This window comes from Actinomycetota bacterium (assembly GCA_040905475.1).
GTDB lineage: Bacteria > Actinomycetota > AC-67 > AC-67 > AC-67 > DATFGK01.
Genome location: JBBDRM010000103.1, coordinates 1 through 25,095 on the forward strand (window position 1 = coordinate 1; position 25,095 = coordinate 25,095).

The window sequence follows — 25,095 nt, forward strand, 5'->3', positions numbered from 1 at the left end:
ACACCCCTGCGGCGGCGATTTCACTCCAACCCGGCGCTACTCACGGATCTGAGTCAGAAGCCCGTAGGCGAAGGCGACCTCGCCGACGAAGTGCTTGCCGTCCTCGGCGCGGCGAATCGTCGTCGGCTGATCGCCGAACGGAATCGCCTCGAAGAGGTCGCCGACAAACAGCGCCGTCGACCAAGGTGGCGTCCAGTACTGCTCGTCTTGTGGCCGATGCTCTCCGGGTCCCATCACTCACCGCCCCTCACGGGCCTCGAACCCTACGACCGGGGGACGACAGCTTTCAGTCGATCGAGCGGACGCGCGTCACCGGGACAACGTCGTCGTCCTCGCGCAGCGGCGCGAAGCCGCTGAACATCTGCTCGCGCATCGCCTCCACGTCCTCCGTCCGGAAGCGCCGCACCCCACTCGGAAGTCGAACCGCGCGCAGAAGACCGCGCTCCTCCCAGCGGCGGACCGTGTTCTCGTGGACCCCCAATGCGCGGGCGGCCTGTCGGACCTGCATCAACTGCGCCATGCGGCCAGAGTAGGCGAAAAGAGCGAGAATGTCAATACGGGTGAGATGGTGGACTTTTGTCGCGGGAGAACGCCAGTTTGTTTGGAGGGGTCCTACGCCACCCAGCGGGCGTTCGCCAACTCGTGGCGATACTGGCCGGTCGCCAGGTAGGCGCGAAGACGACGATCGGGGACCAGTGGCCTGACCTTGCGGATGGCGCGGGCCGGAGTCTTCTCCTCGGTCGCGTAGACGCGCCGGTAGTCCGGGGAATCGGGGCCTGCGTCAGGGTCGGTGGCAAAAGACGAGGAAGCCGCGACGCTCGGAGCGAGCGTGGTTCGCCTTGGCGATCCGACTCTGCTCGCGCTCCAGCTCCTCAGCCCAAGCGAAGAGATCGATCTGCGTTGCCGGCTGTGCCATTAGGAATCTTGTACCAGGCAAATCGGGCACCTCATGCCACGGAGCAAGATGGACCGAGGCGCCCCCGCGGCACCCGCGGTCAGCAGTTGGAGATGCTCCGGGTCGAACGCGCCCGCTTCGATCTTGGCCGAGTGTGATCGCCATCTGGGTCACTGAGCCCCGCACCAGGTAGACAGTCGAGGTCTATTTCGCCAGCCGGCGAACCGTCTCGCGGTTGGCTTTGATCGCGGCCCTGATTCTCCCGCCGCGCTCCTTGGCACTACCCGACAGAGCAAAGCGCAGCTTGCGAGCGGATGAGTCGATCCTGGCGATCTCCTGGCGCTGCCGCTCGAACTCCGCCCGGAACTCGGGATCTTCCTTGAGTCGCCGCGCGAGTCGCCGGTCGTGGTAGGACTCGGCCATGTGCCAACCGTACCGCCTTCCACGGCGCGGTTTGAGGCGACTCCGAGACGAATCACAAGAATGCCCCAAAGCAATTCGAGACGCACTAGAAGCGATACCGCTACGGGGATTCGAACCCCGGTTTCCGGACTGAGAATTGCCTCGGGGAAGCCGTTTGCGGTCGATCTGTGCCTGCTGAGTCCAGGGAGTTCGGTGGAGTTTCGAGGAGTTCGGTGGAGTCGGGGACAAATTCGGGGACAAAGTTCTCAGAGGTCGGTCCAGCACGGCCTCGTATCCGCCAGATCTGCGGGTATCATCGTTTGCGTGAAACCGATCCGCACCGACTTCCGAGGCTACGAGGGCAAGTACGTGGCGATGGACGCGCGCACCGGCGAGATCGTAATCGCCGACGAGGACCCGAAGGTCGTCCTCCGCAAGGCAAAGGGGCGCAACCACGTCGTGGTACGGGGCCGAGTTCCGTACCCCGGCGAGCCCGTCCCCGTCGGCCTTGGCTGAGCCAGGGCCGCTCCCCTGGCTGTACCCCTACCGGGAGGACCCGTACTTCACCCGGATGGACCAGCCGATATTCCGTCCCTTCGTTGAGGTCTCCATGGCTCACGCGGGAGAGACGACGACGGTGCTGGATGGGTTGGTGGACACCGGCGCCGACGCGATCCTCGCGAGCGATCTGCTCGCCGAAGAGCTCGGCATCGACCTCGACGACCACGAGGGCGAAACCAGCCACGGAGTCGGCGGCAAGTACCACAAGGCGCAGTACAAGACGGTTTCGCTGCGACTGCACGCCGGCGACGCCGAGGTCAGCGAGTATCGCGAGTGGGAGGCCCAGGTCGGCTTCGTGCAGGGCTGGCACAGCTACAGCTTCGTCCTGCTCGGCAGCGTCGGCTTCCTCGACCGCTTCACGATTACCGCTAGCCGCTTCGCCCAGGCGATCGCCGTCGAGGACCGCGACGCCTTCGACGAGCGCTTCGGCATGGTCGAGCCAGGCTGAGGAATCTCGATGGGCGATCTTTCCGGAGAAATGAAGAGACAGGGTCGAGATCAGGGCAGCAGCGTCATGCAGATCAAGGTCAAGCTCCTGGGTATATCCAAGCCACCTGTCTGGCGGCAACTGCAACTCGATGCCGACACCACGCTCGATCGACTGCACGAGACGATTCTCGCTGCGTTCGGCTGGGCGGGCTATCACCTGCACGTCTTCCAAAGCGGCGATGAGCAATTCGGGGTTCCCGAGCCGGAGCTCGAACTCGCCGACGAGCGCCGGGCGAGCCTCGGCCAGCTCCTCGACAACGTCGGCGACCGCCTCCTCTACACCTACGATCTCGGCGACAACTGGGAGCACGAGGTCGTCGTCGAAGAGCTTCTCGACGCCGACCCCGAGGTCAAGTACCCGGTCCTCGTTGCGGCCAAGGGCGCCTGTCCGCCGGAGGACTGCGGTGGCCGCTGGGGATACGCGGAACTGAAGGAGATCCTCGCCGATCCGGCCCATGAACGGCACCAGGAGATGTTGGACTGGCTCGGCCTCCCCGACGCCTCGGGATTCGACCCAGGCTCAATCTAGATCGCAGCAGTGAACTCGTTGCGCCTGCGAACGGACGAGTCGATCCTCGCGATCTCCCGGCGCTGCCGCTCGAACTCCGCCCGGAACTCAGGGTCCTCCTTGAGCCGTCGGGCAATTCGCCTGTCGTGGTAGGTCGCGTCGAGGAGCTTCATTTGGGGAGGCAGGTCGTTAGCAAACATAGCGTCGAAGCTACACCACGTTCCTCAAGTGACGCAACCTACGTGTCTCCAATTCACCGGATCTACCCCTCCAAACCATGTCGACAAAGCTGTATTGAATTCCTAGCGGAACAAGTCCTTAACGCTCCCCCATACCCCCTTCTTGACCGCCTTCTTAGGCACTTTCACGCCGGCTTCAGCGAGCTGTACGGCGGCCCGCTCGCTCAACTGAAACCCGTCCTCCTCCGCCGCGCCCTGAAAGGCTCCGCGTAGACGCCGAGCAGACCGGTGTTCGGTGCCGAGCGCCGGGATCATCCTGATGGCCGCCTTAAAGTCGACCTGCTTCCCGCTCCCGGTCAACCTGACCATTAGATCGGCGACCGCTTTCTGGGCGGCCGGATCGACGGGGTGGATCCGCGTAAGCGTGTCCGCGAGTTCCTGACGGCGGCTGCCTTGGGAAGCCTCGCGAATCTGGTCCGCGATGTGTTCGACCAGGGAGAGCTCTTCGATACCCCCCGCAACGAGCAGATCAAGCCATTGCCTTTCCCATTGCTGACCACCAAGGAGTCGCTTCGCCAAGGCGGTAGCTTCGGTGCCAGTGGCCTCCTCACACCATGCCTCAGCAGAACTTTCAAGAGCGGGCGTTGAACGTCCCTGCAGGGCTACAAGAACGTCGCTGACCGACTCCACGCTGGGGCCGAGCCGAAGCCAGTCGGCTACGGCTGCCTTGCCGTGATCGCTGTCCTGGGTGGCCGCGTCGACCATGGCGGCCTTGCTGACCACAGACGCGTCTATGGCAGCCCCGGCCTGGCGAGCCGCCAGCGCCAAGGCAACTCGAGCCCTCGTCGTCCAAACCGGGACCGAGTTGCCCTCATCCTCAGCCTTGGCCAGCATCTCCAGAACCGCTCCGGCCGATCTTCCCAATTTGCCACCCATAGTCGTAAGACCATGGGTGGTGAGCTTGGTCAGCGACGGGGCGTCAACGGGCGCTCGCCGGAGATCATCGGCAAGCGTCTCGTGAAGTTCGCCAGTGTCAGGCGTGCCGAGCGCGGCCAATGCGTGGCCAACTTGATGCAGCCCTTTCTGTGCAGCACACACAGTCTCATCACTCCACCATGCCGCTCCGCTGAGACGAGTTCTCAAGGTCTCTTGAAGTTCCGAGTACTGCTCCTCTGCGGACATCACCAAAAACGGTGCCAGCTGATCGATAGTCGACAACAACAGAGCTGGCTCATCCTCGGCGGTTAGGTCGACATCACGGAGTTGAGTAATCACGATCTGAGCCGCACGAAGGCCATGCTCGGGTGAGGCGTAGTCGCCGTCTGAGAGTTGTGCAAGCCAGAATTCCGAATCGCGGTGTCCAAAGTGAAGCAGGGCCAGCAGGATGTCCAGGTCGCGTTCGTCACGCTCCATCTCAGAAAGAATCCGCTCGGCGTGGCGCTGGAAAGGCACATAGGCGATCTCCTCCTTCAGCAGAAGCCGATGGGCTGCCATGCCCAGCGGCACGCCCTCTGCGCCCTTTTCCTCAGCAATCTCGTAGATGCCTTCGATCAGTTGGTCGTGTGCTCCCGTCTCCTCGGCGTCCGGTCCGACGTAGCGGAACACGGCCGAGTAGACCGGCTCTGACTTCACCAATTCGGCGCCGACCGTGCCCGAGAGCTGTCGCAAGGCCTGAAGGAAATGGTCTCCCCCGTCCGGAATCGTCGCCGCAATTGCCTCGTAGATCCTGTGCCTTCCTTGGTTGGGAACCTTAGGAAGCAGTGCAGTGGCCTTGACCAAAGTGTCAGGATCGCTTAGCAGCCTTTCGTCCTTGAGAATCTCTGTTTCGAGTTCGCCAAAGCCCGCAGCAGTGACCGCAACGGAGAGGGCGTCGGCAAGATGCCCTTGATCCAGTATCTCATCGCGGGTGTAGCTCGTAATACTGCCGGCCACCGCATCGGCGATCTCGTCCATGTCGCCAAGCAGGGCGACAGTGCCCATCAAGGCGTTCATCACGTTGACACGCTCCTCGCCAAACTCGCGCTCGACCATGTCGGCCAGCACCCTCGTCGCCAGCTGTCGGGTCTGGTCGTCACGGGTCTGCAATGCGTCAACAACGTTTGACGGGACGTCGACCGCTTCATCGAGCAGCTCCGCGAGTTCGACGTCATCGAGCCCCACTGCGGCACCGGCACGATCGAGGAAGAGCAGATCGCGACCAATCTTCACGTCCTGCGTTCGCGCCAAGTAGCGACGTAGATTCTCGTGCTCGGCGCGGATCAGCGCCCGCCTCTCCCCCTCCGAAGCCTTCGCCAGAATCGGATCCGCCGGCTCGGACCCGTCGTCTTCCGGATCGGACTCCTCAAGTCCACCGGGACGTCGGGAGATTTGATCAGCGCCGTGCTTGGTCAATAGGCGCACGACCCTCTCAGAGGGATCCTTGGGAGGCTCCAGCAACAACTCCGGCAGACGTGGCTCGCTTCGCAGATCGGCGCCGAGCGAGGGAAACTCAACGTCAAAGGCGGTCAACTTTGCGATCTCGCGAGCCCGCTCCTGCCAATCGAAACCGCTATGTGCCGCGATTGCCGCGCTGCGAACGAAAGCGTTGAGGAGAACCTTGACCCGCCGCGGCGCCCGCACATGAGATGGGATGAGGAAAAACAGAACCCTGCGCAGACTTCGCGGGTCGCTCCCCTCGCGCAACGCAGCCCAATAGCCGCCCCGGTCCACGACCTTTTCAAAGGCCCACTCGGAGAGGCGCGACTCCCGCAGCGGGGGCAGCGGAACGCGGTCGTGGAAGACCTTGTCGAAGAAGGAGCTGGCTGAGCTGTAGTAGGGACTCTCTTCGTCGACCGGGGTCGGCTGAGGGAGCTCCTTTTCGAGAGCTTGCTCAAGTGCAGCACGATCAGCAGCCACGATGAAGACCGCGTGATCTTGATTTAGGAAGGTCCGGATCGCCGTCAGCGTGGCAACCACGTCCTTGGAGGAGCACCGGTCAAGCTCGTCGACGAAGACCACAAGCCTGTTGAACTTTCCGTCCTTACGTCCCTGCTCAACCAGCTCTCGAAAACAGTTCGCAAAGGCCTCATCGGATGCCGGTCGCGACTGGTCCGCCTCGACCGTTGCCCCCTTTATCACCATGCTGAACAGGGCCAAAAACAGGCCGCCGACAGCGGCTGGTGCTATCAGGCGAGGGAGCGTCTCTCCAACCTGGCCGAGGAAATTCTGGTCGGTCCCGAGCGAGGCCAGGCCAGCCAGCAGGCAGGAGACAAGGAGGAAACCAAACCAGACCAGCGCGAACAACCCGACCGCTAGCCGCGCCGTCTCCTTCAGAGCCTTGAAGTCGACGCTCACATGCCTCCGGCTCTCGTAAAGGCCGCCGTGGAATCGGGAGTCCTTCTTTGCATCCTTGTATTCGAGCTGGGAGGCGATGTGAGATATGAAGTTCCGCTGCAACGCCTCGCCGCCGTAGGTCGAGGCGTCGTAGCTGACTAGGCGCGTGGATCGATCAAGGGATGCAAAGTCCCTTCGCAGCAACTCGTACATGCTCGACTTTCCCGAACCCCAAGGACCGAACAATCCGATGGTCAGGGGCGGATCCAGCGCAAGTATCGACTCCGCAACCCGTCCGGAGATCGCCGCGTAGCCGAAGTCGTCCGCGTCCGATTCCTTCAGGGCCCGATTCGAAATCAAGTCGGCACTCGAGAGCGTGGCGGCGGAGACCTGTTGTGGGTTGGCGCTCATGTGAACAGACGCTAGCCCGCGCGCCGGACCCATCGGTACCGCCAGAGTTCGGCCCACTGTTTCGTTAGCCGATCTCCATCCCGTGGTCGAGGTCGTGCTCCAGCGAGTGTCCCTGCTGGCGCTGTAGGACCCGCTGCTGATCAGCGAGCCGGGTGCGCTGCTCTTGCCAATGTGAGCGCTCGATCGCGTCGTGCGGCTCCTTCCCGAAAGCGCTCTCGCGGTCGGTGACTCCGTGCTCTTGGCGGTAGCCCTCGATCACGGCGACGCCGCGGTCCCATGATCTGCGCTGAGCCGGATCGCCAGGACGCTCGCCAAGCTCGCCGACGACGTACTTGGGCGGGGCGAGCTGGGCGGCGGTGATCGCGGTGCGGTGGCGTTCAGAGAGCACGAGGTCGACGTTGGCCAGCTCGGCGCGCGCCTCGTGCCGGACCGGCGGCATCTCGGCGATCTCTGCCCGCGCCTCTTCGACCCGCTGGGCGCAGCTCTCCTCGCGGGCCTGTGCCTCGGGCAGCGCCTCGCGGCGCACCTTGCGCGGCGCCGCTTCGGCCGCTTCCCGGTGGCGGGTCGCGTGGTCGAGGTTCTCTTCCTGGCGCCCGAGCCAACCTTCTACCGAGCCACGACGCTCCTCGACCCCCTGCTCCCCTCTCGCCTTCACGGCAAGCTCCTGGCGCCTCTCCCTCAGCTCCTCGACCGGCAGCCCGCGCAGCTCGGCGCGAAGCGCCTCGTCGTGTGCGGCCCGCTGTGCGCGATCTCGCTCCGAGGCTTCGGCGATGTGCGGGATACCTTCGCGGATGTACCGGTCGGCGGGGGCGAAGTCCTCGCGCTCGACCTGGACCTCGGGCGTGGCAAAGATCATCGTCTCCCCGCGTGAGCGCGAGGCGGCGACGTAGAGCTCCTGCTTGTCCATCGAGGGATCGGCGGCGACAAAGGCGCGGTCCACCGTGGTGCCCTGCGCCGAGTAGGTCGTGATCGCGTAGGCGTGCTGCAGCGCCGGGGCATCTGAGTGCGGGTTGGTGCGGGCGAGGTAGTCGGCGTCGACCTCGACGCTGCGCTGCTGATCGATCCCCTCGAGGACGACGCGGCCCTCATCGGCGTCGACCTCGGCGATCTGCCAGCGCTCGCGGTTGTAGATGTCGGCGCCGCGGTCGTTGACACGGGTGATCACCTGATCGCCGGTGGCGAACTGCGCTTCGCCGACCTCGATCTCCTGCGCCCCCAGCTCGCCCGCTTCGCGGCGCAGCTGGCGGGCCATCGCGTTCAGACGCTCGACCTCGACGTTCTGCTTGGCGACCATCACGGCGTCCTCGCCCGCCGAGAAGGACTCATGCCACTCGGCGAGCATCGCCTCGCGGCGGGCCCCGGCATCGGGAGCGACGACTACCCGCTCCTCGGAGCGGTAGAGGTCGAGCGCCCGACCCCCTTCGCCCTCGCGGATCAGCCTCGCCGCGTCGCGGTCGAGCTCGTGCTCGTGGCGGATCACCTCGCCGAGGTGGATCGGTTCGGTGCGCTCGGCCAGGGCGCGGAAGAGCCCGCCAGCCTCGATCTCGCCCAGCTGCTCGGGATCGCCGACGAGGACGAGCTTGGCGTTCGCCTGCTCGACGTGGTGAACCAGCCGGGCGAGATCGGCGGAGCCGACCATCCCGGCCTCGTCGATGAGCAGCACCGAGCGCCGGCCCAACAGGGGCTCGCCGGCGTGCTCGGCGCGCTCCAGCTCGGCGAGGGTGCCGGCGACGCTCGTTGCCGGCAGCCCCTCGGCGCGCAGGACGTTGGCCGCCCGCCAGGTCGGCGCCGCCGCTCGCAGCTCGATCCCGGCTTCCGACCATCCCTTGGCAGCGGCCCCGATCGCGTAGCTCTTGCCGGCGCCGGCCTCGCCGATCACGACGGCGATCCCCTCGGGATCGGTCAACAAGCGCTCGACCATCTCGCGCTGGTCGGACTTCAGGGTCGGGTGGGCATGGAGCGTCCGCGCGGCGACCATCGCCCCGGCGCTCCTGACCTCCCCGCCTCGCATCCGCTCGGCGGCGTCGAGCGCCTCTCGCTCAAGGGCCCAGATCCGCTGCGTCGTGAACCGCTCGCCCTTGGGGTGCTGTCCGAGCGAGATCGCCCCCTCGGAGCCGAGGAACTCCTCAGCGATCCGCTCCACGTCGGCCGCGGGGGCGCCGTCGCGCATCAGGCCCGCCACCGCCCGGATCACGTCGCGCCTATCGAAGTGAGAGGCCGCCGACGTCACCGCACGGTCTACCTGCCAAGCAGAGACCGTGCGGGGATCGGCGGTGGCCGCGGACTCCTCCCAACTCCGGGGCCGCCACTGCGGCTCAAGCGCCCCGCGGATCGCCTCGCGGTCGAGGCCGACCTCCTCGGCCCGCGCCCGCCAGCGCTCCTGCAGGGTCTCGGCGGAGACCTCCTGCTCCTTGGCCTCCCGCGTCGCCAGGGTCGCGACTTCGCGGGCGCGGCCCGAAGCGTGCGGCCCGCCGACCGCCTCGAGGATCTGCGCGCGCCGGGTCGAGAACTCGCGCAGATGGGAGTCGGCGAAGCCCTCGATCTCGGCGATGCCGTTGCGGACCTCGCGCCACTGGACCCCGAGGTCCTGGGAAAGCTCGTGGCGCAGATTGGCCTCGTAGATGTAGCCGGCGGTTTTCAGGTGGTCGTAGATCGCCGGGTGGTAGAGCCGGGTCCAGCGCCCGTCGGGCCCCTGGGTCGCGTTGGCGACCAAAACGTGGGTGTGGAGCTGCGGATCGCCTGCGCGCGAGGAGCGGTGGTCGAAGGCGGCGGCGAGGTAGCCCGAGCCCGCGACGAACTGCGCGCCGCCGGCGCCGCGTCGGGTCCAGCAGGCTTCTCGTTGCATGTAGTCGAGGGCGGCGGCTACGGAGTGGTGATGGGCGTCCGTGACCGCTTGGGCGGCGTCGGACCCGCCGAACGCCCAGGTGAGCGAAACCGACTTGGGCGCCGAGAACGTGAGGTCGAAGCCGGGAACCGAGCCCTTGCCGGGCACGCCCTGGCGGCCGAGCAGCGGCGAGCCGTCGACCGGGTTGTGGCCGGTGAGCATCGCCGTCAGCTGATCGCCGCCGACCTCCCCGCCGAGCCCAAGGTCACGGGCCGAATCGCCCGTCCACTGACCAGCGACCTCGCCCTCGCCGGAGTAGTAGTCCTCGGCCCCTTCGGCCACTTTCTCCAGGTAATACATCTCCTGGCCGATCCCGAGCTTGCCGATGGAGAGCATCGGCGGGTATGTCCGCGGCGAGGTCCGTTTGCCTCGCCCACTTGAAGAAGTGATCGTGCGTGAGGGGTGGTGCAGTTGGCGGTTGGGAAGGGCTCGGGCATAGTCTGGATCGAGATGCCAGACGACATGAGACAGAAGGCCCGAGCCGACGTTCAGCGCGCTCAGTCGAAGTTCGAGCGCACCGGAGATGAGCATGAAAAGGCTCGTGAAGCCCGGCGCGAAACTTTCGAGCGGGCACGAGAGGCGGGCCTGACGTTGCGCGAGATCGCGGACGCAGCCGGCCTGCACTGGTCCCGCGTCGGGGAAGTCGTAGGCAAGAAATAGCGGTCTGTCGGTACCCCCCGACAAAGCTGTTACTCTGGGCGATCAGCTATCAAGCGGCCCCCGGCGGCGCGTCAACGCCAACCGAGGGCCTGACCACAAGGAGAGTGTGCTCCTCATGGCTACTTCCAACCCTACGGGCGGCGAGCGGGTGGTGCCCCTCGACCTCCCCGCCGAGCAAGTCCCGATTCTGCGCGCCCGCCTGACGAACTGGCTGGAGGGCGTGCGGGAGGACCTGAAGACCCCGGGGTGCCTGGAGAGCCCCGACGATGCCGACCGGGAGGCTCAAGCATACGAACGGCTCTTGGTCGGGCTGACGACGGGTCAGATCGTGCTCCCAGACGAGGTCGCGCGCAAGGTTCTCCTTGCGGCTGCGGCGAGCTACGACGAGGGCAGCGACTACGCCGAGATCGCCACCAACCACGACGCGCTTCACGACCTCCTGGCGCGGCTCGCGACGTAGATCGCGCGGCGGCTGCATCGTCGCCACAGCATGTGAGGCAACCCGCTCTCCCCCTGGACATACAGGGGGAGAGCGAATGCCAGACGCCCGTCTACTCACAGAGCCGCTGCTTGACGCCCGCGAGGCGGCCAAGCTGCTTCACGTACCGCGGAGTACGCTCTACGAGCTGGTCCGGTCGCGGGGGCTGCCGCATGTGCGCATCGGACGGCGGGGCCTCCGGTTCACCCGCACCGACCTCGCGCAGTGGGTGGACGAGAACAGCGCCGGTCGTTAGGCACGGGAGAACGCCAACTCGGCTGGAGGGGTCCTACGCCACCCAGCGGGCGCTCGCCAGCTCGTGGCGATACTGGCCGGTCGCCAGGTAGGCGCGAAGGCGACGATCGGGGGCCAGTGGCCTGACCTTGCGGATGGCCCGCGCCGGAGTCTTCTCCTCGGTCGCGTAGACGCGCCGGTAGTCCGGGGAATCGGGGCCCGCGTCAGGGTCGGTGGCGAAGACGAGGAAGCCGCGACGCTCGGAGCGGGCGCGGTTCGCCTTGGCGATCCGACCCTGCTCGCGCTCCAGCTCCTCAGCCCAGGCGAAGAGATCGATCTGCGTTGCCGGTTGGGCCATCAGGGATCTTGTACCACGTCATCCGGTTGTCCTTGCCGGGCTTCTGCAAATCGGCACAAAGCCTCGACACTCTCTCCCGTAAAGACGTCGAAGGCGTCCTGATCGACCCGCACATAGGTCCACCCGCGACCGGTGAGCCGCGTCGCGTCCCGGCACCAGCGCCGCGCCCGTTTGTCCTTGAATGGCACGTCCGGGTCGCGAAGCCCCTTGGTCTCGACCAGCAGGCAGGAGTCGTCGACGAGCCGCACGACGAAGTCGGGGTAGTAGTAGCGCAGGGCGCCGTTCTCGGCGATGTACTCCAGCGCGAAGCGCCCGAAGACCGGCAGCTTGGCGAAGGCCGCGACGTCGCTGGCCCGGTCGAGGAACAGCGCGAAGCGGCGCTCCAGATCGTTATCGACCGCCGTCAGATTGAAGACCGTGCGCTCGCTCTCGACCGTCGTCCGCGACCAGGAGAACGGCGGCGTCTCGGTCATCTTGATCGCCGTCTCGGTGATCGTCGCCTCGCGCTCGGTCAGGCGCAGCCCGCGGATCGCCTCGGCGAACGCCTGCTTGACCAGCTCCTGGGCGTCGTTCTCGGCGAGCCGGCGCAGCACGACCTTGTCGTCAAGCTCGACGGGCTCCGCGAAGATCCGCGACTCCAGGTAGCTGCGGACGAGCGGCGCCAGCGCCGCGAAAGCGCCGGACACCCCGCCCAGCCCGCCTACCTCGCAGACCCGCTTCGTGTAATAGGCGATCACCCCGGAGGGATCCTCCGCGTAGGGCACCTCGAACTCGTGCTCCTCGACGATGCCCTTGTCGATCAGGTGCCTGCCCCGGTACTTGATGTACTCGTCGGGCTCGACCTGGGGCACCTCGAGCCGGGCTGGGGGCGGCGGAATCGAGTCGAGATCGAGTTGCTCGAAGGGAAGCTCCTGCAAGCTGAGCGAGCGGGTCAAGATGGGAATCGAGATCTCGAAGCGCTTCTTGCCCTCGTCCGGATAGATCGCGACCGCGTTGGCCCCGATCTTCTCGATGTCTTCGCGCTCGACGACCAGGCCGCCGTCGAGCTCCTTGTCCCACAGGTCGCGGAACGCCTCGTGCTCGATCACGACCACCCGCTCGTCGAAGCCCGAGCCGGGTGGGGTCATCCGCCGCAACCCTCGGCCGAGCGCCTGCTCGGGCAGGATCTGTGCTTTCGCCGTCAGACTGCGCAGCGTCACGATCACGCTGACGTTGCGCACGTCCCACCCCTCGCGCAACATCAAGACGCTGACGATGCAGCGCACCGGGCTCTCGTCGCCGTCGATGTCGCGGGCCGCCCGGCGGGCGATATCGAGGTCGGCTTTGGTGATCTCGCCGGAGCGATTCGTGTGGATGACGAGCAGCTTGTCGCCGGAGAAGTCGGGGAGCTGGCGAAGGTAGTCGCCAACCTCGTCGGCCGCCTGCGTGTTCTCGCACATCACGAACAGCACCGGGCGCTTGCCCGACGGCGCGAGATCCTCGTCAAACTTGCGCCAACGACCGACCGCCGCGTCGATCCAGCGCCGGTAGCGCTGCACCGCGGAGTCGCCCAGCTCCGGCTCGGCGCCGTGCAGCTCGCCGATCACCGGAGTCTTGACGATGCCGTCATCCACGGCCTCGGCGAGCGGGTAGTCGACCACGACGTGCCGGAACGCACGGCCTTTCTGGTCCTTCGGGGTAGCGGAGAAGTCGAGTTGGGCGACCACGCCGGCCCCCGCCTCGTCGGACGCCCTCTCCCCCAGCGTCTCGTGGAGCCTCTCGATCGACTGGTTCCACTTCAGCTTGTCGGACCAGACGTGGTGGGCCTCGTCGTTGACGACCATCACCCGCCCGCGGCTCGCGATCCGCTGGAACAGCTCCTCGGCCGCGCTACCGGCTCCATCGGTGACACGCGGCCCGACCATCGCCTCGACCGGGTTGGGATCGGTGTCCTTCTTGCGCTTCGGCGGCTCGTAGAGGCGCTGCACGTTGGTCAGGAACAGCGCGCCCGGCGTCGTGATCGGCGCCGGCTCGTCCTGCAGCATGACGGTCAGCTGGAAGTCCTCCTCCCACTCCGGCGGGACCAGCGGATCGCGGCGGAAGGTAGCCGCATCGCCGAAATCGCTCTTCAGCCGCTCGAAGACGATCACGTTGGGCGCGATGACCAGGAAGCTCGTCGCCATCGGCGATCCGTCCTCGCGGCGGGCATGGAAGTAGGACCAGGCGATGCAGAGGCTCATCGCCATCGTCTTGCCGGACCCGGTCGCCATCTTCATCGCAAGGCGCTGGCGCTTGGTCTCCGCCGGGTCGATCATGAGCGGCGCCTGCGCGTACTCGATCAGGTCGGAGAACGAGCCGATGCGCTTTATCTCGGAGAGATAGATGAACGTCTCGACCGCCTCGCGCTGGCAGAAGAAGAACTGGAACGGCTCCCCGCTCGGGCGCCGGTGGTCTTCCTCGAACCAGAAGCGAAGCAGGCGCCGGGTGGTCTCGCTCGCGCCCAGATAGCCATTGGCGCGCCAGGCATCGACCGCGGCGCGAACCCCATCGACAAGGTGAGTTCCCTCGCTCGGTCTGCGCCGGCTTCGCGCCCCGTAGGGATCTGGCTCGGCGCCCGGAGTCGCGGCGCCGTCGGTCACTTGACGGTGACCTCGGCCAGCTTCGTCGTGTCGTTGCCGAAGATGTCGATGATCTTGACCACGATCGTGTGCCGCCCGGCCTCCTCGTACGCGTGCGGGTCGCTCTCCCGCGCCAGCTTCGGCTCCTCCCTGGTCCGGTATGCCTGCCACTGGTTGTGAAAGGTGTCGTCGGTGTAGTCGAAGTCGACCGACCAGTAGTCGATCAGGTCCGACCAGCTCTCGATCCGATCGCGCACCTGGGAGGGGATCAGCTCCTCGCTCGGGATCGCGAAGTCCTTCAACACCACAGAGACCTCGCGCTTGCTGCGCTTCACGTCGAGGTCGACGTGGGCCAGCTCGAAGAACCGAACCGCGTCCGCGTCGCGGACACCCGGCTCGATGATCTCGCGCGGTATCTGGAGCGGCCGCAAATCCAGACCCCGCCGTCGAGCCGTCTCGCTGATCGTGTCGTGCAGCCCCATCTCCCACTCCCAGCCGAGCACGTCGCAGGACTCGATGCCGTTGTCCGCCATCTCGTCCATCACTTCCTCGAGCTCGTCGATCGTCACCGGCGCATCGGTGGCGCCGACATGGATCATCCGACCGGCCTTCTGACCGTGCAGGTTCGTGAAGCCCTCGACCGGCTCGGCTTTGTAGAAGGAGAGGATGGTGTCCAGATAGTCGGTGAGCCGGCCGTTCCCCGACGCACGCTGCCAGCGCTGCCTCTCGTATGCACCAAGATTCTTGATCTCAAACGGGCCGCAATCGGGGATGTCGAGCAGACGCTTCCTGGTGGTGTGAATGGCGAAACGGCCAAGGTCGCAAGCGACCCAGCGGCGCCCGAGTTTCTCCGCAACAGCCGCCGTGGTCCCGGAGCCGCAAAAGAAGTCTGCGACGAGGTTCCCGGGATCGGTCGCCAGCCGGATGATCCGTTCCAGCAGGGCTTCCGGCTTTTGCGTGTCGTACCCACGCCGCTCATACGCCTGCGCCTGCACGGGTGGAACATCGAGCCAGAGATCCTGGAGGGGGACACCCGGCATCTCATCCAGATACCGCTTCTGAGCTGGTACGGCGCCTGGTTTGGTCTGGACGATGCGGCCTTCCTCGTACAGCTCTTCCATCCGCTCTTCAGAGAACCTCCAGTAGCGGGTGACGCCGAGAAACTCATAGCGCGGGTTTCCCTTGCTCGCACCGCCCGGGCCAGTCGCGTCGCTGAGGCGATACCTACGACCGGTTCCATCCTCGACATGCTTGTAGAAGGAGTCCACGTACGCCTCGTCATAGGGCGTGTACTCCATCGTCCAAGAACCACCCCCACCCTTCCGGTAGAGCAGGATCGTGTCGTGGACCCGGCCAAGATGGCGCGCGCCCTGGCCACTGTCGCTGTGCGCGGTCTGGCGCTTCCAGATGATCTCGTTGACGTAGGAGGCAGGCCCGAAGACCTCGTCGCAGGCGACCTTGCCGTAATGACTGACGTTCGAGCCTAGGTGGAGGAACAGGAGCCCGTTCTCACTGAGCAGCTCGTCGATCAGCACGATCCGCTCGTAGAGCATCGTCATGTACGAAGACTGTCCGCGCCCCCAGGTATCCCGATATGCGCTCTCCTCAAGAATCGAGGGAGCCTTGGCGATGTCTACATCGCCAACCTGGATCCGGAACGAGAAATCGGTCCCAGTATCGAAAGGGGGATCGATGTAGATCAAGTCAATCTTGCCGGCGTAGTCCTTGAGCAGGCTGCTCATGACGAGCTTGTTGTCGCCCCAGATCAACTGATTGGGTGGGTGGTCTGCCCCGGCGCTCTGGTCTGCGAGCAGGGAGCCGCTGTCGCGATCACGCGTCGCCCGCGACTGGTTGATCGTCTCGACCGTCTGAAACGGCAGGCTGAGCCGCTCGACCTCGGTCGGCTTCCCGTCCCACTCCAACCGGACGCTCATCTTCTGCTCCGCTTCGACCTCATCGCGGGCAAGCCTAGAGTTCAGAGCGGCGTCGCGACGGGATTCGTTGAGAGGGGCAGAACAGGTCGTAATGGACCCGCTGATTCCACAGTCTGGCGCGAATCGAGCCGCGGATGGGCGTGCATACCGAGGCAGCCGAGGCCATGAAGTGCAGGCTGATGAACCTCGTCCGAGTGTTCGCCAATACTTGGCGCTTCGATCGATGACCGACCCTCGCGTCCCCAAGCAAGCTATTCGCGCCGCGATAGACGGCCTTCAGGATCTGGAGTTCATCGACCGAGGAGCGCAGGGCGATGCCTGGCGAATTAGGAGGAACGGCGGCGGGGACGAGGTCCTGAAGGTCATCGTCCAGGGCGAGACTGCGAGGGTCGACAAGGAGATCGAGACCATGAAGAAGGTCGACAGCCCCTTCGTCATGGACTTCACGGAGGCGGGCACCCTGGAGCACTCGGGCACCGCGTACCCGTTCATCGTCGGCGAGTACGTTCCCGGCAAGTCGGTCGGGAAGCGCGCCGTCGAGGGGGACTGGCCCACGGAGGCCGAAGCCCTCTCGGCCGCGGTCGGGGTGCTCTGCGGACTCGCGGCAATCCACAAGGTGGAACACATCCACCGCGACATCAAGCCGGGGAACGTCGCGATCCGGGACGACGACTGGTCGAGGCCAGTGATCCTCGACCTGGGCCTGGTGAGGGACCAGCTGGGGGACTCCGTGACCGTCTACCCCGACCTGATGGGGACCGTCCTCTATATGTCCCCCGAGCAGCTACGGCAAGAAAGGGCGGTCAAGCGGTCGGATGTCTTCGGCGCCGGCGTGACGCTCTTCCTGCTGTTGACGAAGGGGCACCACCCATTCGTCGTCGCGGGCGAGAGCGTCGCGAGGGAAGTGCTTGAGGAGCGTATCCGGGATGACGACTGGCCGAAATGGCACGAGGCCGAAGGCATCAGCGACGAGGTCCGCGAGGTTCTGTCTCTCCTCCTCAGACCGGACGCCTTCCGGCGGCCCCGGGCGGACGCTGCCGCCGCCACCCTGGAGTCGGTGCTGGGGGCGCGGACATGACACTTCCGCAGGCACCGGTATTCCTCGCCCAGCACACCGCGAAGGGGCGCGGCCACGACCTCCTCGCCGCGGTGGGCACGGCGAGGGACAAGGACTCCAAGACGCCCCCAGGACTCCTCCTCGACTTTGGGGCGGTCCACTTGAGGGGAGTCGAGCAGGACGCGCAGAGCGCCGGGAAGCTGACGCCTGTCGTGGCCAGCGGCTCCGCGTACGAGACCGCGTCGAAGTGGAAAGTGCCGATGGCGCCGTGGGTTCAGCGGGCGGCGCCCAAGAACAGGGCCGAGTGGGATGCGACGGTTGGAGAATCCCTCGCCAAGCAGAGGGCCCTTGGGTTGGACGCCCTCGTCGTGCCCGGCGTCGAGTTGGAGTCGGCCGACTACCCGAAGGGCCTGGAATCCCAGGTGGACGCCGTGAGGCGGGCCTGGGCCTCGCGGTCCGACGACGACCCCCCGTGGCTCGTCGAGGTGTGCGTGCACGACGACTGGATCAACAACGAGAACGCGTGTCGGCACGTCCTCAACCTTCTGACCGACCTGTCCGACCCGATCGGGATTGCCCTCAGGGTTCGGTTCAAAAGGAGGGAGGCCGCCTCCAACGCCGACTCCCTCAAACGCCTCAAGCTGGTAGTGGAGGCGCTGGCCGACGACGGCCGGAGGGTGCTCGTCGTCCAGAGTGGCGTCATCGGGTGGCTGTCGATTGCCTGGGGTGCGTGGGGCTTCACGGCCGGGACTAGCCAGGCTTCGTGGCTCTACAACCGGACCGTGTTCGGCCGGCGCAGCGACCAGCCGGCGCCGCCTCGGGTCGAGCGCTACTTCGAGCGGCAACTGCTCCACCCCGTGCTCGCAAGCGACCATGCGCGCCTGTCGGGCGGCGCCGGCTACACCCAATGCAAGTGCACCTTCTGCGAAACCCTCGAAGGTGGAGCCTGGAACCACAACGTCGCGGCCCAACACGCCCTCTACGCCCTGGCCTCCCTAACGAAAGCGGTCGCACGCGCCGACCGCGCCGCGCGCCGGGACGCCGTGAGATCCACGATCGAAGCGGCGCAGAACCACTGGGCTCAGTGGAAAGACATCTCTGGTCTCAGCAACCGGGCACAGCCAGCTGGGCTCTTGGTCTGGCGGAGCCTCGTTTAGGGCTTGCACCTGGTTCCACGCCGTTGGCGAGTGCACGCCGCAGCGCCTGCTCAGACGCCCAGACGCTTGCGACTCCAGAAAGTCGTTTTGCCCTGGCGGGACGGGCGACGATGTTCAGCTGCTCGTCCTCGCCCAGGTACGCGAGGCCGATCCCCGACTCGGCAAGCTGCCCGGCGGCCTCAAGGGGCGGGCGCGTGCCGAGCACCAGCCAGACGGCATTGGCCCAGGCCTGGTATGCCCAGGCCTGGTTCGCCGCCCGCCGCCAGTCCGACCGCTTCAGCTCAGCGGCGACCATCCGGCGTCCGACAGGCCGCCACGCATTGTGGGTCCGGTAGCGGCGTACTCGGCCGCGCTCCTCCGTCAGGGCACTGGCCTCTAGTCCGATTGCGATGGCACGCCTCGCGCTCGAACTGCTGACGCGCAAGAGTCCAGCAAGATCCGACACCGAACGTGCGGTCCGGCGACAAGACATGACAACCCGAAGGGTCAGGAGGTCCTCCGTCGGATATATCCCTGCCTGGCTCCGATCCTTAACCGCGCCGTGGTCGAACTGGACGGCCACCAGGTCGGCGACAGCGAGCGGGCCGACAATCTCCCGGGCCACAAAGTCCGGGGCTTGCCGGAACCGCCATAGGAGCTCGGCAGCAGCGGCCGTCGGGGCGGTCATTTCAGACTCCCGAGCAGGGGCTAGACATGGTGCAGAGGTTGCTGACCTCCATGTCTCGATGGCTGCGGGCATAAGAGGGCCTTTCCGGTCGATTAATACCTTCCGACGACCAACGGCGAGCGCTGAACAATATTCACCTTCGCGCCGCTCAAGGCCTGCATCCGCAAGCGATGTCCCAGCCGGTGCGCACCGAGTGGCGCCCGACCCCCGCTGTCGGCCCCTGCGGCGTTGGCCATCCCTTCGACTCCTCTACTGAAACGCCGCGGAGATCCGTCGAGCCGCGTCCTGACGGGGCTTGAACTGGAGGTAGCGCTGCGTCGTCGCGAGGTCTTGGTGGCCCATCCACTCCATGACCTCGCGGGAGTCGGCGGTGCGGATGGCGTGGGAGCCGAAGACGTGGCGGAGGTCGTGGAAGCGAAGGGCGCGCAGGCCGGCCTTTTTGAGTGCGGCCTTGTAGCGGTCGCGGAGCTTGTGGCCGGCGAGGTGGCCGCCCTGGGTGCCGCAGAAGACGAGGTCGTCGTCGGTCGCGTGGCTCTCCCGTTTGCTCAGTTTGGCGAGCTCCTTCGCGACCTCGTCGGCCATCGGCACGGTGCGCTCCTGGCCGCTCTTGGGCGTGTCGACACGACCGTTGGTGAAACTCTGGCGGACGTGGACGGCGCTGTTGGCGAAGTCGACGTCGCGCCAGCGCAGCGCCAGCAACTCGCCGAGGCGGAGGCCGGTGAACGCGGCCGTGAGGTAGATCGTGGCGTCCTGCTCGGAGGCGGCGGCGCGGACAAGCGCTAGGACCTCCTCGCGCGAGAAGACGTCGATGTTGCCGCGCTTCGCGTGCGGACGGCGCTCGACATTCGCCACAGGATTCGCCGGCAGCTTGTAGCGACGCTGCGCCCAGACGAAAAGGCCGTGCAGAACCGTCAGGTACTTGTTGACCGTGCGATCCGAGAGGTCTTCGGCGACCAGGGCGTCGCGGAAGCCCTCGACCGTCTCCTCGGTCACCTCCTCCAGGCGAAGCTTCGCACCGAACTTCTCGCCGAAGACCTTCTTCATCCGGTCGACCATGTGCTCGTAGTCGATCTGGGTCGAGAGCTTGATCTTGCGGTCGCGCTTGTAGGCGAGCCACTCGTCGCAGGCGGCGGCGAAGGTCGCGCCGGTGCGGACCATCCCCGGCAGCTCGCCGCGGCGGGCCTTGGCGAGCGTGTCGTCCAGCCAGGTCCGGGCGCTCGCCTTCGTGTAGCTGCCGGCGGGCGGCGCCTGCTTGCGGTCGGGCCAGTGCGGGCCGACCCGCGTCTGCACCTGACGCCCGTCCGGCAGCCGGTACTTGGCATACCAGACCCCGCCACGCTTGCCCTCGCGCTTGAAGACGTGGCCGCTGATCGCCCTGCTCGCCTGCCGTGCCATCTCACTCCCAATGTCCGGAGCGGGCTCGATTTGCCCCGCTCGCCAAAACTTTGTCCCAGCCTTTCTAGCACGGCTTCGGGACAAACTTTGGGACAAAAGCCGGGATCGCGGCGTCATCCGCCAACAAAAAACCCCGCATTTGCGGGGCTTTCGTGGAGTACCGCTACGGGGATTCGAACCCCGGTTTCCGGACTGAGAATCCGGCGTCCTAGTCCCCTAGACGATAGCGGCGCGTGGGCGCCATTCTAGCGATAGCGGGCCGTGGCGTTGTCTCGTGGTTCCGTCCGGAGGCAGAGCTAGATTACGAACGTGTGTTCGACTCATGGATCTAGCCACTCGAAAGTCCGCCAACCGCTAAATTGGCTATGTCACGCGGGTGTGGCGGAATGGCAGACGCGCGAGCTTCAGGTGCTCGTGTCCTTCGGGACGTGGAGGTTCGACTCCTCTCACCCGCACTTTTCAGGCTGACCCGGTGCACAACAAGGAGACAGTCGCTCAAGCCCTTCGGCTAAAAGCGAGAGGCCTGAACGACTGCGAGATCTCCCGGTGCCTTGGCATTCCGCGCGCCACTATCCGTGAATGGCGTAGCGGACGCCTCCCCCACTCATTTCAGTCCAAGCCAATGCTCTACGGGCGGCCCCGTGGGCATGGCGCATGCAGGAACTGCGGCGGCGAAATGCACCGGCCCGACCGCCTCTCGACTGCCTACGTCTACCTTCTCGGCCTCTATCTGGGTGACGGAACAATCTCGAAGGCCCGCCGCGGCGTATTCAAGCTGCGCGTCTTCCTGGATATGAAGTACCCAGACATCGTCGCCGAGTGCGAAGCGGCGATGCTCGCGGTCCTCCCGTTCAACAGAGTCAGGCGCATCCTCAAGCCAAGCAACTGCTATGAGGTCTATGCGTACTCAAAGTCTTGGCCATGCCTGTTTCCACAGCATGGCCCGGGAATGAAGCACACACGCAGGATCGTGCTGGCAGAGTGGCAGTGGGCCTTTGTACGCCTGGCCCCGGAGCTTCTGCTTCGTGGACTCATTCAGTCCGACGGATGTCGCTTTACAAATACCCGTGGAAAGTCGGACACCTGGTCGGCGCCTCGATATGCCTTCGACAACGTCTCTGACGAAATCAGGGGCATCTTTTGCGGCGCATGCGATCTTCTCGGCTTGCATTGGACGGTGGCGCGGCCCCACACGATCTACGTCTCGCGCAAGGCGGATGTCGCCAGGCTCGACGAGTTCGTCGGGCCGAAGCGCTGAGCGGCGCGGCTGCGCCCCCACAGTGCCGGGCCAGGGCGCGGGTGGCGGCGCGGTGGCCGCTAAGTTGCTTCCCATGCGAACGGCGATCGTCTCCGACCTGCACCTCGGCAGCGCCTTCGGCGAGGACCTGCTGCGCGATGCGGCGATCCGCCGCACGCTGCTGGGGGAGATTGCCCAGGCCGACCGCCTCGTCCTGCTCGGCGACGCGGTCGAGATGCGCGAACTGCCGCTGGCCCGGGTCCTCGATCGCGTCCGGCCCTTCTTCGAGGAGCTGGGCGAGGCGCTTGCCGGGCGCCCGGTCCTCCTCGTCCCCGGCAACCACGACCACCGGCTCGCCGAGCCCCTGCTCGAGCGCGAAGCGCTGGCGGGACGGCCGCTGGCGCTGGAGCAGACGGTGGAGCCGAGCGGCGAGGCGGCACTCCGGATCGCCTCCTGGCTCGACCCGGCCGAGCTGCGCGTCGCCTATCCCGGCGTCTGGCTGCGCGACGACGTCTACGCCACCCACGGCCACTACATGGACTGCCACATGTCCCTGCCGCGGCTCGAGTGCATCGCCGCCGCCGGCGTGATGCGCGCCTTCGGGCCGCTGCCCGAGCGGACCGCGCCGGCCGACTACGAGCGGGTGCTGCGACCGGTCTACGGGCTCAGCTTCGGGCTCGCCCAGGGCAACCTGGCGCGGCGCGCCTCGCGCCCCTCCGAACAGGCCTGGCGCACGCTCGCGGGCCGCAACGGCCGTCGCGGCCGCATCCGGCAGGGGGTCCTGCGCGCCGCCGTCGGGGCCGCCGTGCCGGCCACCGTCTGGGGCGTCAACCGCCTGCTGCGAGCCGGGTTCGATCCGGACCTCTCCGCCGAGACGATCTCCCGCAGCGGCGTCGACGCGGCGACCGAGCTGGCGCGCCGACTCGACCTCGGCGCCGTCCACGTCCTCACCGGCCACACCCATCGCGGCGGGCCGCACGAGGGCGAGGCCGAGTGGGAGTTGCCCGGCGGCGGCCGCCTGCACAACACCGGCAGCTGGGTCTTCGCCTCCGCCTTCCACCGGCCGGGAACGCCTCCCGGCCCCTACTGGCCAGGCACGGTCACCTGGCTCGACGACGACGGCCCGCCACGCCCCGTCCGCCTGCTGCTCGACCGCCCGCGCGACGAGCTGCGCGCGGTCGTCGCCGCCCTGACGTCGTCGAGACCGCAGAAACCCGCCTCATAGGCGGGAAAGTGCGGTCTCGACCGGCGGCCCTACAGCCACTCGGCGACGATCCGGCCGATCTCCTCGCCGGCGTCCTCCTGCAGGAAGTGGCCGGCGTTCTCGATCTTGCGCGGCGCCGGGAAGTTGAGCTGGGATGCGACCCGCTCGCCGACCGAGAAGGGCAGCACCGGGTCGGAATCCGCCCAGAGGACCAGCGCCGGGCGGTCGTCCTCGCGCAGCGCGTCGGCCACCCGTTTGCCCTCGGCGGCGCCGGGCGCCTCGGGCTCGGTCGGCAGGATCAGCGGGAAGGCGCGCGTCCCGGCCTTCGACTCGGGGGTCGGGTAGGGCGCCTCGTAGGCGGCGATCACCTCGTCGCCGGGATCGTTCTTGCAGCCTCCCCGGACCAGGAACCCGACCGGGACGTCGGCGTTGTCGCGGACGAACTCGCGGAATTTGAGCCAGGTCTCGCTCATCCGCTGGTGCCCGGTGAAGGGGCCGGTGTCCATGATCACCAGCCGCGAGAAGCGGCCCGGGTGCTCGACCGCGAGCCGCAGCCCGATCGGCCCGCCCCAGTCGTGGACGACCGCGGTCGCGTCGCGCACGTCCAGCTCCTCCAGCAACCGCGCCATCAGCTCGACGTGGCGATCGTAGGTGTACCAGCCGAGATCGGTCGGCTTGTCGGAGCGGCCGAAGCCGGCGTAGTCGGGGGCGATGCAGCGGTAGCCGGCGTCGCGCACCGGCGGGATCGCCTTGCGCCAGAGGAACGACCAGGTCGGCTCGCCGTGGAAGAAGACGACCGGCCTCCCCTCCCCCTCGTCGAGGTAGGCCAGCCGCAGCCCGTCGAGCTCGCGGTAGCGCGACTCGAAGGGAAAGTCGGGCAGGCCCTCGAACCTCTGCTCGGACGTTCTCACCGCATCGATCGGCATCGCTCCTCCTTGCTGGCCGTGGAGCGGCGAGTCTAGATGGAGTCGCTACGGCAGCGCTCGCAGGAAGGCGCCGATCGCGGGCCCGAAGTAGGGCGAGAAGAGCTGGGTCGGGCGGCCCTGGTAGCTGTAGCTGGTGACACCGCTGACGTAGCGGCCGTCGAAGAGCCAGGCGCCGCCGCTGGCGCCGGCCGCCAGATCGCAGGAGGCGGGCATCGTCGGCGGGCCGGGCAGGCGATTGGTCAGCCGGTCGACGCCGAGCCCGTGCGCGCGGCAGCTGCGCAGTTCCTCCCCGCCGGCCCGCGCCGCCGGGTAACCGAAGATCTGGAAGGCCCCGAGCCGCGACTTGTCGATCGCGTAGCCGCGGGCGCCGACCACGTCGGTGAGCCGGCCGAGCCTGCTCGGCCGGACCCGCAGCGCGGCCACGTCGAATCCGGGGTTCTCGTCCTGGCGCCACTGCGGCATCACGTAGACCGCCTTGACCGTGAAGGTGCCGAAGGGCCGCTTGCCGTGGTCGTAGGCGGGGACGAAGGCGATCCGCCGTGCCTGCCGCTTCCTTTCGAGCACGCAGTGGCCGGCGGTGAGGACGATCGAGCGGCTCGGCGTGGCGATCGCCGTGCCCGAGCAGGAGTAGGAGCGGGCGCCAGGGTCGACGGCGATGATCTTGCCGTTGGTCCGCGTCCCTTCGGCCGAGACGTTGGCGACCTTGACGCTGCTGGCACCGGCCCCCAGGGGGGCGCGGAAGCGCGGCGCCGGGGCATGGCCGGGGACGCGCAGCCCACGGTCGGCGGCGATCGGCCCGGCCGAAAGCGTCTGGATGGCCGGCCCCTCGGCCAGCGCAGCGGCCGGCTGGGTCGCGATCAGGGCCAGCAGGGCAGGCAGAAGCAGTCGCGCTGGGGACATGACGCCACTCATCGGCGTATTACGGATGCGGGTTGAGATCTGCTCGGGAACACTGCGTGTCATCGTAGGCACCGCAGGAAACACCGCTCGCAGAGCGAAGTTCCTGCCGGTATCTCTTCGTCCCCCACGAAAGGGTTGCTCATGAATGACGAAAGCCTGATCAGCGGTTGGTGGGTCTTCGCCGGCGTTCTCCTGCTCATCGCCGGCGTGCTCAACATCGTCTACGGGATCGCCGCAATCGGCGACTCGAAGTTCTTCACCGAGAACGCCACCTACATCGTCAGCGGCCTCAACACCTGGGGCTGGGTCCACCTGATCGTCGGCGTGCTCGAGCTGGTCGCCGCCTTCTCGCTCTTCTCCGGAGGCGAGTTCGGCCGCTGGTTCGGAATCTTCGTCGCCTCGCTGAACGCGATCGGCGCGCTGCTGGCGATTCCCGCCTACCCGTTCTGGTCGCTGGCGATCTTCGCCCTGGCGATCATCATCGTCTACAAGCTGGCCGAGGGCCCGGAAGGCAACCCGGTCTCCTAGCTGCTGCAGCGGGCGCAGCCGCGCGGCGGCTACCCCGAAACCCGATGCGGACGAAGGCCCCGGTCATCCGGGGTCTTCGCCGTTCCGGGCCCGGCGACGCCAAGCGGCTCGGCGACGACGAG

24 protein-coding genes, 2 tRNA genes and 1 pseudogene are annotated in these 25,095 nt (G+C 66.9%); 13 read left to right on the forward strand and 14 right to left on the reverse strand.

All coding sequences use genetic code 11. The features are described 5' to 3' along the window. Window positions 1–36: 36 nt before the first annotated feature. The 4 genes from WEB06_12195 to WEB06_12210 form a co-directional block, all read right to left on the reverse strand. Entirely contained in the window at window positions 37–234 is a 198-nt protein-coding gene (locus tag WEB06_12195; protein ID MEX2556377.1) for a hypothetical protein, read from the reverse strand. A gap of 52 nt (window positions 235–286) precedes the next feature. Continuing rightward, window positions 287–520 (reverse strand): helix-turn-helix domain-containing protein, encoded by a 234-nt coding sequence (locus WEB06_12200; GenBank protein ID MEX2556378.1) that lies wholly within the window; start codon window positions 518–520, stop codon window positions 287–289. Window positions 521–781: 261 nt separating this feature from the next. Continuing rightward, a complete protein-coding gene (locus tag WEB06_12205; GenBank protein MEX2556379.1) occupies window positions 782–916 on the reverse strand; it encodes a hypothetical protein in 135 nt (44 codons plus the stop codon). A gap of 183 nt (window positions 917–1,099) precedes the next feature. Then, window positions 1,100–1,318: a hypothetical protein gene (locus WEB06_12210; protein ID MEX2556380.1), complete on the reverse strand. Its 219-nt coding sequence runs from the start codon at window positions 1,316–1,318 to the stop codon at window positions 1,100–1,102. Window positions 1,319–1,621: 303 nt separating this feature from the next. On the opposite strand from WEB06_12210, the gene WEB06_12215 reads away from it, so the two are divergent. The 3 genes from WEB06_12215 (at window position 1,622) to WEB06_12225 (ending at window position 2,876) form a co-directional block, all read left to right on the forward strand. Then, window positions 1,622–1,813: a hypothetical protein gene (locus WEB06_12215; GenBank protein ID MEX2556381.1), complete on the forward strand. Its 192-nt coding sequence runs from the start codon at window positions 1,622–1,624 to the stop codon at window positions 1,811–1,813. A gap of 136 nt (window positions 1,814–1,949) precedes the next feature. Beyond that, entirely contained in the window at window positions 1,950–2,306 is a 357-nt protein-coding gene (locus WEB06_12220) for a hypothetical protein (GenBank protein MEX2556382.1), read from the forward strand. Between the two features lie 30 nt (window positions 2,307–2,336). After that, the gene (locus WEB06_12225) at window positions 2,337–2,876 is read left to right on the forward strand and encodes a plasmid pRiA4b ORF-3 family protein (GenBank protein MEX2556383.1); all 540 of its coding nucleotides are present in this window, start codon (window positions 2,337–2,339) and stop codon (window positions 2,874–2,876) included. Here the strand turns inward: WEB06_12225 and WEB06_12230 are convergent. The 3 genes from WEB06_12230 to mobF all read right to left on the reverse strand — a co-directional run bounded on the left by WEB06_12230 (window position 2,873) and on the right by mobF (window position 9,977). Then, the gene (locus WEB06_12230) at window positions 2,873–3,028 is read right to left on the reverse strand and encodes a hypothetical protein (GenBank protein ID MEX2556384.1); all 156 of its coding nucleotides are present in this window, start codon (window positions 3,026–3,028) and stop codon (window positions 2,873–2,875) included. The two genes, WEB06_12225 and WEB06_12230, sit on opposite strands and share 4 nt — an antisense overlap. A 129-nt stretch (window positions 3,029–3,157) precedes the next feature. Beyond that, on the reverse strand, window positions 3,158–6,757 hold the full coding sequence (locus tag WEB06_12235; protein MEX2556385.1) for a P-loop NTPase fold protein: 3,600 nt from the start codon (window positions 6,755–6,757) through the stop codon (window positions 3,158–3,160). Between the two features lie 64 nt (window positions 6,758–6,821). Continuing rightward, window positions 6,822–9,977, reverse strand: a complete 3,156-nt coding sequence (gene mobF / locus WEB06_12240) for a MobF family relaxase (protein MEX2556386.1) — start codon at window positions 9,975–9,977, stop codon at window positions 6,822–6,824. A 126-nt stretch (window positions 9,978–10,103) separates the two neighbouring features. On the opposite strand from mobF, the gene WEB06_12245 reads away from it, so the two are divergent. From WEB06_12245 to WEB06_12255, 3 genes are all read left to right on the forward strand, one after another. After that, entirely contained in the window at window positions 10,104–10,301 is a 198-nt protein-coding gene (locus WEB06_12245; GenBank protein MEX2556387.1) for a hypothetical protein, read from the forward strand. Window positions 10,302–10,416: 115 nt separating this feature from the next. Further along, the gene (locus WEB06_12250) at window positions 10,417–10,761 is read left to right on the forward strand and encodes a hypothetical protein (GenBank protein MEX2556388.1); all 345 of its coding nucleotides are present in this window, start codon (window positions 10,417–10,419) and stop codon (window positions 10,759–10,761) included. 76 nt (window positions 10,762–10,837) lie between these two features. Continuing rightward, the gene (locus WEB06_12255) at window positions 10,838–11,035 is read left to right on the forward strand and encodes a helix-turn-helix domain-containing protein (GenBank protein ID MEX2556389.1); all 198 of its coding nucleotides are present in this window, start codon (window positions 10,838–10,840) and stop codon (window positions 11,033–11,035) included. 33 nt (window positions 11,036–11,068) lie between these two features. Here WEB06_12255 and WEB06_12260 read toward each other — a convergent pair whose 3' ends face one another. From WEB06_12260 to WEB06_12270, 3 genes are read right to left on the reverse strand one after another with little or no spacing between them, the layout of a single operon-like run. Then, on the reverse strand, window positions 11,069–11,371 hold the full coding sequence (locus WEB06_12260; GenBank protein MEX2556390.1) for a hypothetical protein: 303 nt from the start codon (window positions 11,369–11,371) through the stop codon (window positions 11,069–11,071). Continuing rightward, window positions 11,371–13,989 (reverse strand): DEAD/DEAH box helicase family protein, encoded by a 2,619-nt coding sequence (locus WEB06_12265; GenBank protein ID MEX2556391.1) that lies wholly within the window; start codon window positions 13,987–13,989, stop codon window positions 11,371–11,373. Before WEB06_12265 ends, WEB06_12260 begins: the two co-directional genes overlap by 1 nt. Further along, window positions 13,986–15,902 carry a site-specific DNA-methyltransferase gene (locus tag WEB06_12270; protein MEX2556392.1) on the reverse strand — a complete coding sequence of 639 codons (1,917 nt, stop codon included), beginning with the start codon at window positions 15,900–15,902 and terminating at the stop codon, window positions 13,986–13,988. The genes WEB06_12265 and WEB06_12270 overlap by 4 nt, the downstream gene beginning before the upstream one ends. 223 nt (window positions 15,903–16,125) lie before the next feature. Here WEB06_12270 and WEB06_12275 point away from each other — a divergent pair, with 223 nt between their 5' ends. Then, window positions 16,126–16,980 (forward strand): protein kinase, encoded by an 855-nt coding sequence (locus tag WEB06_12275; protein MEX2556393.1) that lies wholly within the window; start codon window positions 16,126–16,128, stop codon window positions 16,978–16,980. Beyond that, the gene (locus tag WEB06_12280) at window positions 16,977–18,116 is read left to right on the forward strand and encodes a hypothetical protein (protein MEX2556394.1); all 1,140 of its coding nucleotides are present in this window, start codon (window positions 16,977–16,979) and stop codon (window positions 18,114–18,116) included. Before WEB06_12275 ends, WEB06_12280 begins: the two co-directional genes overlap by 4 nt. Before the next feature lie 916 nt (window positions 18,117–19,032). Here the strand turns inward: WEB06_12280 and WEB06_12285 are convergent. Further along, complete coding sequence (locus WEB06_12285; protein ID MEX2556395.1) at window positions 19,033–20,178, reverse strand: site-specific integrase; 1,146 nt, start codon at window positions 20,176–20,178, stop codon at window positions 19,033–19,035. Window positions 20,179–20,336: 158 nt separating this feature from the next. Beyond that, window positions 20,337–20,409: transfer RNA gene (locus WEB06_12290), tRNA-Glu, on the reverse strand. 141 nt (window positions 20,410–20,550) lie between these two features. Here WEB06_12290 and WEB06_12295 point away from each other — a divergent pair. From WEB06_12295 to WEB06_12310, 4 genes and pseudogenes are all read left to right on the forward strand, one after another. After that, window positions 20,551–20,633, forward strand: a tRNA-Leu gene (locus WEB06_12295). A gap of 17 nt (window positions 20,634–20,650) precedes the next feature. Further along, window positions 20,651–20,755: pseudogene (locus WEB06_12300) on the forward strand (helix-turn-helix domain-containing protein). 99 nt (window positions 20,756–20,854) lie between these two features. Beyond that, window positions 20,855–21,436 (forward strand): hypothetical protein, encoded by a 582-nt coding sequence (locus WEB06_12305; GenBank protein ID MEX2556396.1) that lies wholly within the window; start codon window positions 20,855–20,857, stop codon window positions 21,434–21,436. A gap of 73 nt (window positions 21,437–21,509) precedes the next feature. Further along, the gene (locus WEB06_12310; GenBank protein MEX2556397.1) at window positions 21,510–22,640 is read left to right on the forward strand and encodes a metallophosphoesterase; all 1,131 of its coding nucleotides are present in this window, start codon (window positions 21,510–21,512) and stop codon (window positions 22,638–22,640) included. A gap of 29 nt (window positions 22,641–22,669) precedes the next feature. Here WEB06_12310 and WEB06_12315 read toward each other — a convergent pair whose 3' ends face one another. Further along, window positions 22,670–23,545: a haloalkane dehalogenase gene (locus tag WEB06_12315; protein ID MEX2556398.1), complete on the reverse strand. Its 876-nt coding sequence runs from the start codon at window positions 23,543–23,545 to the stop codon at window positions 22,670–22,672. Between the two features lie 45 nt (window positions 23,546–23,590). Then, the gene (locus WEB06_12320) at window positions 23,591–24,508 is read right to left on the reverse strand and encodes a trypsin-like serine protease (protein MEX2556399.1); all 918 of its coding nucleotides are present in this window, start codon (window positions 24,506–24,508) and stop codon (window positions 23,591–23,593) included. A gap of 78 nt (window positions 24,509–24,586) precedes the next feature. On the opposite strand from WEB06_12320, the gene WEB06_12325 reads away from it, so the two are divergent. Continuing rightward, entirely contained in the window at window positions 24,587–24,973 is a 387-nt protein-coding gene (locus WEB06_12325; protein MEX2556400.1) for a hypothetical protein, read from the forward strand. Window positions 24,974–25,095 lie beyond the last annotated feature (122 nt).